This window comes from Micromonospora sp. NPDC007220, assembly GCF_040634035.1.
Lineage (GTDB): Bacteria > Actinomycetota > Actinomycetes > Mycobacteriales > Micromonosporaceae > Micromonospora > Micromonospora reichwaldensis.
In genome coordinates this window covers 17,759-29,067 of sequence record NZ_JBEYEU010000031.1, presented here as the reverse complement: position 1 = coordinate 29,067, position 11,309 = coordinate 17,759, and the positions used below count along the sequence as shown (strand labels likewise).

At 72.4% G+C, this 11,309-nt stretch carries 9 protein-coding genes; all 9 read left to right on the top strand.

The window, feature by feature from the left end:
- Positions 1-76 precede the first annotated feature (76 nt).
- Positions 77-259, top strand: coding sequence for a hypothetical protein (locus ABZ573_RS29385; RefSeq protein ID WP_151454973.1), 183 nt, complete (start codon positions 77-79; stop codon positions 257-259).
- Between the two features lie 36 nt (positions 260-295).
- On the top strand, positions 296-1,864 hold the full coding sequence (locus ABZ573_RS29380; RefSeq protein ID WP_327029353.1) for a fatty acid--CoA ligase: 1,569 nt from the start codon (positions 296-298) through the stop codon (positions 1,862-1,864).
- Between the two features lie 448 nt (positions 1,865-2,312).
- The gene (locus ABZ573_RS29375; RefSeq protein WP_327029352.1) at positions 2,313-5,438 is read left to right on the top strand and encodes an amino acid adenylation domain-containing protein; all 3,126 of its coding nucleotides are present in this window, start codon (positions 2,313-2,315) and stop codon (positions 5,436-5,438) included.
- 44 nt (positions 5,439-5,482) lie between these two features.
- Positions 5,483-6,466 carry an aldo/keto reductase gene (locus ABZ573_RS29370; RefSeq protein ID WP_151454976.1) on the top strand — a complete coding sequence of 328 codons (984 nt, stop codon included), beginning with the start codon at positions 5,483-5,485 and terminating at the stop codon, positions 6,464-6,466.
- A gap of 58 nt (positions 6,467-6,524) precedes the next feature.
- The gene (locus ABZ573_RS29365) at positions 6,525-7,262 is read left to right on the top strand and encodes a sulfotransferase family protein (protein ID WP_151454977.1); all 738 of its coding nucleotides are present in this window, start codon (positions 6,525-6,527) and stop codon (positions 7,260-7,262) included.
- On the top strand, positions 7,259-8,116 hold the full coding sequence (locus tag ABZ573_RS29360; protein ID WP_151454978.1) for a family 3 encapsulin nanocompartment shell protein: 858 nt from the start codon (positions 7,259-7,261) through the stop codon (positions 8,114-8,116). The genes ABZ573_RS29365 and ABZ573_RS29360 overlap by 4 nt, the downstream gene beginning before the upstream one ends.
- 376 nt (positions 8,117-8,492) lie before the next feature.
- The gene (locus ABZ573_RS29355) at positions 8,493-8,714 is read left to right on the top strand and encodes a hypothetical protein (RefSeq protein ID WP_358122259.1); all 222 of its coding nucleotides are present in this window, start codon (positions 8,493-8,495) and stop codon (positions 8,712-8,714) included.
- A complete protein-coding gene (gene mraY, locus ABZ573_RS29350; protein ID WP_358122257.1) occupies positions 8,711-9,814 on the top strand; it encodes a phospho-N-acetylmuramoyl-pentapeptide-transferase in 1,104 nt (367 codons plus the stop codon). The genes ABZ573_RS29355 and mraY overlap by 4 nt, the downstream gene beginning before the upstream one ends.
- A 312-nt stretch (positions 9,815-10,126) precedes the next feature.
- On the top strand, positions 10,127-11,296 hold the full coding sequence (locus tag ABZ573_RS29345; RefSeq protein ID WP_358122255.1) for an MFS transporter: 1,170 nt from the start codon (positions 10,127-10,129) through the stop codon (positions 11,294-11,296).
- The last annotated feature ends 13 nt before the right edge of the window (positions 11,297-11,309 follow it).

The window sequence follows — 11,309 nt, the reverse complement described above, 5'->3', positions numbered from 1 at the left end:
GTTCTTCCGCTGTTACCGGGTGATGGACACGCGCTGATTACGTTCAGTTCGCACTCGTGCACAAGGAGGAACAGCGATGACGACGTCGCGGGCCAGGCCCAGCGCGGCCGATGGGCTGGCGAGCGCGGAGGGCGATTTCGTCCAGATCATCGACATGCCCCGGCGTCTTGCAGACGACGACGGCGGCATCGCCGAGTGCGAGGTGCGGATGGCGCTGGTCAACCCGCCCGGCATGCGTTCCCAGGCCGACGCGGCGTGAGCCGCCCCCACCCGTACGTCCACTGAGGAGGACTTGGTGACCGTTCAGTTGCGCACGCTCGTCGACGTGGCGCGCCGGCACGCCGTCCAGCAGCCGGACGCCGTCGCGATCATCTGCGAGGGCCGGCGCGTCGACTACGCCACCCTGCACCGCGTCAGCAACCAGGTGGCACGCGGCCTCCAGGCGGCGGGCCTGCGCCCCGGTGACCGCGTCGCCTACCTGGGCAGGGAGTCCGAGCACTTCTACGACCTGCTCTTCGGCGCCGCGAAGGCCGGCGTGGTGTTCGTGCCGATCAACTGGCGGCTGGCCGCCGGCGAGGTCGAGCACATCCTGCGCGACTCGGGCGCCGCCCTGCTCTTCGTCGACGCCGACTCGACCCCGGTCGCCGAGAAGCTGGCGCCGGAGCTGCCGATGCTGCGACAGGTGGTCGCGCTGGACGACGGCGGCGTGGCCCGCGCCGGCTTCGCGGCCTGGGTGTCGGCGCAGCCGGACGCGAACGTGCTGGCCAAGGTCACGTCCGACACGCCGTTGGCGCAGATGTACACCAGCGGCACGACGGGGCTGCCGAAGGGCGTCGTCCTCGCGCACCGCAGCTTCTTCGCGGTACGCGACGGGCTCGCCTCGGAGAACCTGGACTGGCTCGACCTGCGCGAGAGCGACGTCAGCCTCCTCTGCAACGGCGGCTTCCACATCGGCGGCCTGTCGTGGGCGGCGATGGGTTTCGCCGCGGGCGCCACGAACGTGCTGATGCGCGAGTTCAACACTGCGGGCGCGGTCGGGCTGATCAGATCGCTGCGCGTCACCACCATCCTCGCGGTGCCCTCGATGCTGCGACTGCTGCTCGCGGAGCCCGGCGTCACCAAGGCGGACTTCGCTTCGCTGCGGAAGATCGTCTACGGCAGCGCGCCCATCTCGACGGCGCTGCTGGCCCGCTGCATCGAGGGCTTCGGCTGCGAGTTCGCCCAGATCTACGGCCTGACCGAGACCGGCAACTCCGCCGTCTGCCTGCCCCCGGCCGACCACACCCCGGACGGCGGCAAGATGCAGTCGGCGGGGCTGCCGTACCCGGGCTTCGAGGTCAAGATCGTGGACGACAAGGGCGACCCGCTGCCGGCCGGCGAGGTCGGCGAGGTCTGGCTGCGTTCGCCGGGCGTGATGGTGGAGTACTGGAACCTGCCGGAGGCCACGGCGAAGACGCTCGTCGACGGCTGGGTCGTCACCGGTGACGCCGGCTTGCTGGACGAGGACGGCTACCTGTACATCCGGGACCGGATCAAGGACATGATCATCGTCTCGGGGGAGAACGTCTATCCCGTCGAGGTCGAGAACGTGATCAGCCGGCACCCGCTGGTCGCCGAGTCGGCGGTCGTGGGCGTGCCGGACGAGCGCTGGGGCGAGGCCGTCTACGCGTTCGTGGTGCCGGTGGAGGGGCAGCAGCTCACCGAGCGCGACCTGGCGCTGCACCTGCGCGGCCAGCTCGCCGGCTTCAAGCAGCCGCTGCACTACGAGTTCATCGACCGGGTGCCGCGCAACCCCAGCGGGAAGATCCTGCGGCGCGAGCTGCGGGAAAGGTTCTGGCAGGGGCACGACCGTCGGGTGAGCTGATCGCGATGACGGCGGTGACCAGCGAGCGGGACACCCGCGACCCGCTGCGCCGGCTCGAACGGCCCGCGCGTTGCTGGCTACCGTCCGTCATCGCGCCTGCTTGTCGGGTGGCGGGGGTGTCCGTTCGCGCCGCCGGTACACCTCCGCGCGTAACCGACGGTCCAGCGTGGAATCTCCGCGTACGCCGGCAGATGGGCGAAGGATTCCCTGGTGGGAGGCCTGTCTGGCGGACGGGCGGCGCGCGGGGAGCGCGGTCACCACTTCCAAGTGACGGGAATCGATGTAGCAGAAAGTTGCATATTCCCTCCCATCGATCGGCCCTCTAGTGTCCTTGACCAGCAGCCAGGGCATCGACCGGCGCCGATAACTACCCTTGCTGCGCGTCGGGTCGGATTCGTCCCGTCCGCAGCATGACGACAGGCCTGCGGGCACGGGGACAGGAGGCGTGATGAGGGCGGGCGACACCGGATCCGCGGCGGCGGTTCCCGTCTCCGACGGACCCACCTGCCGGTGCACCGCCACCACTGCGGCGGCCGCCGGGAGGGCGTACGACGACCGGCCCTTCCTGGCCGTGCCCGGCATGGTCGAGGAGCGCGTCGACCGGCACCCGCACCGCCGGGCGGTGTCGTTCCGGGGCCGTTCGCTGACGTACCGCGAACTCGACGACCTGGCCAACGGCGTGGCCGCCGCCCTCACCGGGCGGGGCGTCCGGCGGGGCGACGTGGTACCCGTTCTGATCGCCGACGGGCTCGAGCTGCCCGTCGTCGACCTGGCGCTGATGAAGCTCGGCGCGGCCTTCGTGCCCGTCGATCCCGGCTGGCCGGCGGACCGGCTGCACGCCTCGCTGCGGGAGGTGCGGCCCCGGCTCGCGGTGGTACGCGGCACCGGCCCGCGTCCCGACACCGGCGACGTCCCCTGCCTGCCCGTCGACCTCGACGAGATCACCCCGACCCGCCGCCGGCCCGGCGTGCCGATCGGCCCGGCCGACCTGATCTACGGCATCTTCACCTCCGGCACCACCGGCACCCCGAAGTGCGCACTGAACCGGCACGACGGGATCGCCAACCGGCTGCGGTTCATGACGCGGCACTTCGCGGCGACCGGCGACGAGGTGGTGCTCCAGAACAGCCGGCACACCTTCGACTCGTCGGTGTGGCAGATGTTCTGGCCGCTGACCACCGGTGGCCGCACCGTGGTGCCGGTCGAGGGCGGGTTCCTCGACGTCGAGCGGACCATCCGGACCATCGCCGACGAGACCGTCACGATGACCGACTTCGTGCCGAGCGTGCTCGGCGCGCTGGTGTCGGTCCTGGACCGGGACCCGGCGGCCCGGCGCGCCGTCGCCTCGCTGCGCAACGTGATCGTCGGCGGCGAGGAGATCGACCCCTGGGCGGTGCACCGGCTGGTCGAGTTGGTGCCGGGCGTGGCGGTCACCAACGGCTACGGCCCGACCGAGGCGTCGATCGGAATGATCTTCCACACCGTCGCCCGCAGCGACGGTGACGTCATCCCCATCGGCCGGCCCATCGACAACTGCTACGCCGCCGTCGTGGACGACGAGCTGCGCCCCCTGCCGCCGGGCGAGACCGGCGAGATCGTCATCGGCGGCGTGTGCCTGGGCGAGGGATACCTCGGCGACCCGGCCCGCACCGCCGAGGTGTTCGTGCCCAACCCGCTCCCCGACATCCCGGGTGCCCGGCTCTACCGCACCGGCGACCTCGGCCGGATCGCCCCCGACGGCCGGCTGCACTTCGCCGGCCGCCGCGACCACCAGCTCAAGGTCAACGGCGTCCGGATCGAGGCGGGTGAGATCGAGACCGCCGCCACCCGGCTGGCCGGCGTACGGCAGGCGAAGGTCCTGCTCGCCCGCGAGCACCGGGGGAAGTCGCTGGCTCTCTTCCTCGCCGCCGACCCCGAGGTCACCGAGCCGCAGGTGCGGGCGCACCTCCGGCTGCTGCTGCCCCGGACCCACGTGCCCCGGCACGTCGTCGTGCGCGACGCGCTGCCGCTGACCGGCAACGGCAAGGTCGACCGGCAGGCGCTGGAGGCATGGCTGGATCGCACGTTCGCCGACCGGACCCGTCCGTCGGCCGCGCCCGCCGAGGCGCGGACGCTGCCCGAGCGGGTGCTGGGGGTGTTCCGGACGGTCCTCGGCCGGCCCGACCTCGACCCCGACACCGACTTCCTCGACGCCGGGGGCGACTCGCTCCAGGCCCTCGACGCGGTCACCGCCCTCGGCGCGGACCAGAGCCTGCGCGTCGGCGTGCAGGACCTGTTCACCCACCGCAGCGCCGCCCGGCTCGCCCGGGCGCTCGCCGTACGGCTGCGCACGGCCGATCCCACCGAGACCGAGGACGAGCTGGTGGAGCGGGACGCGAAGATCCCGGCCGACCTGCCCGTACGCCCCGTCGGCCGGCGCCGGGCGCCGCGTACGGTCCTGGTAACCGGCGCCACCGGCTTCGTCGGCGCGCGCCTGGTGCACGAGCTGCTCGCCACCACCGACGTCCGGGTGCTCTGCCTGGCCCGCGCGGCCGACGACGCCGAGGCCACCGCCCGCGTCGTGCGCGCGCTGGCCGAGCGGGGCCTGTGGCGGCCCGGCCACGGCCCGCGCCTGCACGGGTACGCGGCCGACCTCGGCAGCCCGGCCCTCGGCCTGACCCCGCAGGCGTGGGACCGGCTGGCCCACGACTGCGACCTCGTGCTGCACGCCGGGGCGCTTGTCAACTTCCTGTTCGACTACCGGGCCCACCGCGCAGCGAACGTCCTCGGCACCGCCGAGCTGCTGCGGCTGTGCCTGACGGGACGGCCGAAGCCGCTGCACCACGTCTCCACCCTCGGCGTCCTCGACAGCGAGGCCGCCCGCCATCCGCAGCCGCTGCCCGAGACGTACGACCCGGCCCTCGCCGTCCCGCCGACGAGCGGCTACAGCCGGTCGAAGTGGGTGGCGGAGCGGTACCTCGACGACGCGCGGCGGCGCGGCGCGACCGTCACGGTGCTGCGCCTCGGCGAGGTGATGCCCGCGGCCGACGACGGCCACCCCAATCCCCGGGCCCTGACCCACCTGCTGCTGGCGGCCTGCCACCGGCTGCGGATGCGGCCCGACGCGCCCGTGCGCTCCGACTGGACGCCGGTGGACTGGGCCGCCCGGCGGATCGTCGCCACGGTCGTCGACCCGCGCCAGTGGGGCGGCACGCTGCACGTCCTGCACCCGGTGAGCGTCGACTTCACCGACCTGCCGCTGGGCGGCGCGGACGCCCTGCCCCGGGTGAGCTGCGCGCGGTTCCTGGCGGGGCTGCGCGAGGCGGCCGGCGAGGGCGACCGCGACGCCGCCGTGCTGCTGGCCCTCTTCCCGCCCGGCGCGGGCGCCGACGAGGAGCGGCTGCGCGCGGTCTTCGCGACGCTGCTCACCGACAACCCCCGGCTCTTCCGGCGCGACGGCTGCGCCGAGTTGGAACGCCGCCGGGGCTTCACCGACCACCGGCTCGGCCCGTCCGTCGGCGCCTACCGCGCCTGGCTGGGCGCGCACGAGGGGCGGGAGGCCGACCGGCTGCTGCTGCCGGCGGGACCAGGGTGAACGGTCGCGCGCGACGCAATTTCCGGCACGGATGAGGGAGTGGAATGCGATACCGCAGGATGGGTCGGCTCGACTGGCAGGTCAGCGAGGTCGGGTACGGGATGTGGGGCATCGGGGGCGGGCCCGGCGGCTTCACCGGCTGGGACTACGACACCGCGCCGGCCTGCCTGGACGAGGCGGTGGAACGGGGCTGCAACTTCTTCGACACCGCCTGGGTCTACGGGCGGGGCGTCAGTGAGCAGCTCCTCGGCGGCCTGGTGCGCCGGCACCCGGACCGCCGGCTGTACCTGGCCACCAAGATCCCGCCGAAGAACCGCGAGTGGCCGCCCGGCCCCCAGGACACCCTGGACGACGTCTTCCCGGCCGAGCACATCCGCGAGTTCACCCACCGCAGCCTCGAGAACCTCGGCGTGGACCGGATCGACCTGCTCCAGTTCCACGTCTGGGAGGACCGGTGGGCCGCCGACGGCCGCTGGCAGGAGGCCGTCGCGGACCTCAAGCGGGAGGGCCTGGTCGACGGCGTCGGGATCAGCGTCAACCGGTGGGAGCCGACGAACTGCCACGCCGCCCTCGACACCGGCCTGATCGACGTCGTGCAGGTCATCTACAACATCTTCGACCAGGCGCCGGAGGACGAGCTGTTCCCGCGCGCCCAGCGCGACGACATCGCGATCATCGCCCGCGTCCCGTTCGACGAGGGGACGCTGACCGGCACGCTGACCGCCGACAGCACCTGGCCGGAGGAGGACTGGCGCAGCACGTACTTCGGGCCGGAGAACCTGCTGCCCAGCGTGGAGCGCGCCGAGCGGCTGGCCGCCGACGTGCCGGCGGGGATGACCATGCCGGAGCTGGCGCTGCGGTTCATCCTGCACCACCCGGCGGTGAGCACGGTGATCCCCGGCATGCGCCGCGCCGAGCACGTCCGCGCCAACCTGGCCGTCAGCGACGGCGTACCGCTGGACGCCGGGCTGCTGGACACGCTGCGCGGCCACCGGTGGGACCGCAAGCCGACGTCGTGGTCGCAGTGAGCGCGCCCCGCCGCGGCGCCGCCCCCGGGTGGCGGGAGACGCGGTACGGGAGGCCGGCATGCCGGTGATCGCCATGTGGGCGCATCCCCGGGCGCTCTCCACCGCGTTCCTGCGCATGATGATCGCCCGCGGCGACGTCACGGTCGTCCACGAGCCCCTGGTCACCCTCGTCGACGAGGGGCACGTCGAGCTGCCCGCCGCCGACGGCGGCACCGTCACCGTGACCGACGCGGCCGAGGTCGTCGCGCACCTGACGGAGCTGGGCCGGGACCGGACCGTCTTCGTCAAGGACACGCTCGAATACCGCTACCGGCACCTGTTCGCCGATCCCGGGGCGATCGCCGACGTCACGCACACCTTCATCGTCCGGGAACCGGCCCGCACGATCAGCTCGCACTACGCGATCAAGCCGACGGTGACCTGCCCGGAGATCGGCTACGAGCACCAGTGGGAGCTGTACGACCTGGTCAGCCGGACCGCGCACCGGCCGCCGGTGGTGATCCGGGCCGAGGACCTGCTGCGGCACCCGGGGGAGACGGTGTCGGCCTGGTGCGAGGCCGTGGGGCTGCCGTTCCTGCCCGAGGCGCTGAACTGGGCGCCGGGGGAGCGCACCGAGTGGCGGCGTACGCGCAAGTGGCACCTCGACGTCGAACGCACCTCGGGCTTCTCGCCGGTCGAGAAGTCCTTCGAGGTGACCGTCGCCAACAACGACACCCTGCGGTCGTACCACGACTACCACCAGCCCTTCTACGAGCGGCTGATCCGGCACGCCATCTCCATCGGGGAGGACTCATGACCACCACCGCCGCGCCGCCCGTGACCGCGTCGTCGACGCTGTCGCCGGGTGAGCTGTTCGCCCGCGCGTACGCCGACGATCCCGCCGGCGCCGAGGTGCGCTTCGACTACACCATCACGGACGCCTTCCAACCGACCAAGGAACGCCCCCGGGTGACCGTGCGCAACCTGTTCCGCAAGCGGCCGGTCGGCATGGAGCCGGTCCGGTTCTGGTCCGAGGGCCGGCCCGACGCGGGCGAGGCCGCCGCCGTGCACGAGTCGGTCCTGCGCCGGGAGGCCGCCTTCCGGTTCGGCACCGCCTCCGCCGGGGTGCACCCGATCCGCGCCTGGGTGCGTATCCCCGAGGAACTCGCCGACGACCCGGAGGCGCTGGCCTCCTTCATCGACTACCGGCTGCTGGTCCGCCTCGCCACGGCCGAGAACCAGGCGCTGACCATCGGCGAGGGCGGCCTGCTGCGGCACCCGGAGATCGGGCGGCTGCCGTACCGGCACGACTGGCTCAGCGGCCTGCTCGCCGCCTGCGACGAGATCGAGCAGACCGGGGCCACCCCGCACGCGATGATCGTCAACCCGCGGGACTACTACACCCACCTGCTCGGGAAGGGCTCCCTCCTGACGGACCTGACCCGCAACGGCGTCCAGATCAGCCGTACGCGGATGGTGGCGCCGGGCGAGGCGGTGGTGGGCGACTTCGCGATGGCGGCCCGCCTGCTGGACGCGGGGCGGTCCGCGATCCGCGTCGACACCCCGCCGCCCGGCACCCTGTCCACCGACGGCCCGGCCGTCTGCGCCGAGATCCACGAGGGACTGGCCGTGCACCTGCCGACCCACTTCTTCCACGTCGTACCGGCCTAGCGCCTCGTCGTACAGCCTTGGCCGGGTGATCCGTGCTGCGTGGGACGGTGGTGGCCGCCGAGCCGGTCTGGGGCGGGAGGGTGTGTGACGCTGTCGAGCTGAGTCGTCTGTGACATCAGGCGTCGTCCGGGCCACCGTGGCCCCAGACGGCGGTGAATCGTCTGCGACATCAGCTCGACAGCGTCCCACGTGCGGACACTTCCGCCGACGGACACCATGACGGACCCTGGAGTTCGTCGCGAACCCGCGCCTCGGTCGGAATGCTGGTTCCCCAGCGGTTACCCGACCGAACGCCGGACCAGCCGTTCGTGGTCAGGACGCCATGTACCTCAAAGGGGGCTGCTCCGCTCGCGGTCGGATGGCATGCTCGTGTCCCGTGATCGATGATCTCGCGAAGGACAACCTGCATGGCCGATTCAGATCTGTCCGTCAGGCGATAGGGACGAATGCTCCCGGCCTGGTCAAGCGCCTGGCGACCGGGGAGGCCAGGAATCTTGGCGAGATCTTCGACCGCCCGCTCTCGGAATCGCTGCCGCGGTGGCAGGGCGCGGACGGCAGCGACCTGCGGGTGACCCCGGGCGTGGAGGCTCGCCCGTGAGGGCGGTCATCGTCGCGGCTGTGGTCGCATTCGTCATCTCCCTGTTCGGCACGCCGGTGGCGATTCGCGTCTTCACCGCGCTCAAGGCAGGCCAGCCGATCCGATCCATCGGGCTTGCCAGCAACCAGGGAAAGAAGGGCACGCCCACGATGGGCGGCGTCATCTTCATCGTGGCGACCGTCTTCGCCTACGTCGCCGGGCACATCGCCCTGACCACCCTCCCGCAACGGCAGATCGCGCAGGAGGGCCCGACAATGACGGCCCTCGTCCTGCTCGGCCTGTTCGTCTTCTGCGGCGCGGTCGGCTTCTTCGACGACTTCCTGAAGGTGCGCCGGCGCAACTCCGACGGACTGTCCGCCAAAGGCAAGCTGCTCGGCCAGGCGATCGTCGGCGGCGGGTTCGGCATCGCCGCGCTCTACGTGCCGAGCACCGACGGCCAGACCGTGGCCAGCGAGCACATCTCGCTCATCCGCGACATCAGCTGGCTGGACGTCGGCAAGGTCGGCGCGGTCCTGGTCATCGTCTTCGTGATCATGGCGATGTCGAACGGCGTGAACCTCACCGACGGCCTCGACGGCTTGGCCACGGGCGCGTCGATCCTGGTGCTCGGCGCGTACGCGGTGATCGGCTTCTGGCAGTACCGGCACTGGTGTGCCGACGACGCGTACGCCCGCGTGAACGACTATTGCTACCAGGTCCGGGACCCCCTGGAGATCGCCATGATCGCGGCGGCGGCGGCCGGCGCCTGCGTGGGCTTCCTGTGGTGGAACACGTCTCCGGCGCGGATCTTCATGGGTGACGTGGGCTCGCTCGGGCTCGGCGGCCTGATCGGCGGGCTCGCGGTGGCAACCCGCACGACGCTGCTTTCGGTCATGATTGGCGGGCTCTTCGTCATCATCACGACGACCTGGGTGATCCAGATCGTCTCGTTCCGGACCACCGGAAGACGTGTCTTCCGGATGGTGCCGCTGCACCACCATTTCGAGTTGGCCGGGTGGAGCGAGGTCAACATCGTGGTCCGGTTCTGGATCGTGGCCGGTGTCTGTGTGGCGGTCGGCCTGGGCCTGTTCTACTCGGATTTCCTGGCGGTCGTTGGATGAGGTCACGCGACGCGGAGGTTCGCCCCGGGGCTGCTCCGTCAGCAGGCTGCCGCCGGGGCTGGTGCGTTCGCGGACCCGGTTGAGGGGTCGTGGATCCAGGTGGTGGCGCAGCCGTCGGCGACGGTCTTGAGTCGTTGATTGGATCGTTCCGCTTCGATGCCGCTATCCTGAGCGCGAGGTGCCCGGTCGGCCTTCGGTCTGCCTGGTCGCTGGTCGATCCACTGGGGACTCGACCTGCGTCGGCAACCGCGATGCCGGACCACCTCACCGCCCAGCAAGGCCTCACGGAGCACGGGCTAGGAGCGTCACCGCATGACCACGACCGGCGGGAAACTATCGTTCTACCGGCCCATCGTCCCGCTCTTCGCCGCGATCTTCCTGTGCCTGCTCGGCGTGGGCGCGTCCCTGGCGGTGCTGCCGTTCTACGTCCTCGACGAGCTGGGCGGCAACCGGGTCGAGGTGGGGGTGGTGATCGCCGCGATCGCGGTCTCCGCCGTGATCGCCCGGCCCATCGCCGGCCGGGTCGGCGACCGGCACGGGTACCGGACGGTGATGCTGGGCGGGGCGGTGGTGTGTGCCGCCGCCGGGGCGGCCTACCTGGTGGCCGGCAACATCGGCGTGCTGGTCGGCGTCCGGGTCCTGCACGGGATCGGTGAGGCGGCCGTCTACACCGCCGGCGCGGCCTGGCTGGTGGCGCTGGCGCCGGCCGACCGGCGGGGCCGCGTCGTCGGCCTGTACGGCATCTACATGTGGCTGGGCATCACGCTGGGCGCCCTGCTCGGCGCGGTGCTGCTGCGTACCTCCGGTTATCCCGCGGTGTGGCTGTTCGCGGTCCTGGCGGCGGCCGTCGGGGCCGCGCTCGTCGCGACCCGACCGCGGCCGCAGCAGGCGAGCCCGGCGGGCCGGGCCGGCATCCTGCCGCGCAGCGCGGTGGCGCCCGGCGTCGCGCTCTCCCTGGCCGGGTTCGGCTACGCCGCGCTGGCCGCGTTCGTGGCCCTGCACATGGCGGAGCGGGGCATCGAGAACGGCATCGTCGCGTTCAACGCGTTCGGCTTCACCTACGTGGGGGTCCGGCTCGTCGTGGGCGGGCTGCCCGACAAGCTCGGCGCCGGCCGGGTGGCCGTCGGGTCGGCCCTGATGGAGGCGGTGGGGCTGCTCCTGGTCGCGGTCGCGCCGAACCTGCTGGTCGCGGTCCTCGGCGGGCTGGTGATCGGCGCCGGGCTCTCGCTGCTCTTCCCGGCGCTGGCCCTGTTGGTGATCAACCGCACGGACCCGGCCCACCAGGGGACGGCGCTCGGCGCGTTCACCTCGTTCTGGGACATCGGCCTGGTGGCCGGGGCGCCGCTGGCCGGCCTGGTCGCCAGCATGGCCGGCTACCCGGCGGTCTTCCAGGTGATGCTGCTGGCGGCGCTGCTGTCGGCGGCCCTCTCGGCGTGGACGATGCTGCCCCGCCGCTCCCCGTTGAACCAACACTCCGGCTGACCTCCCACCCACC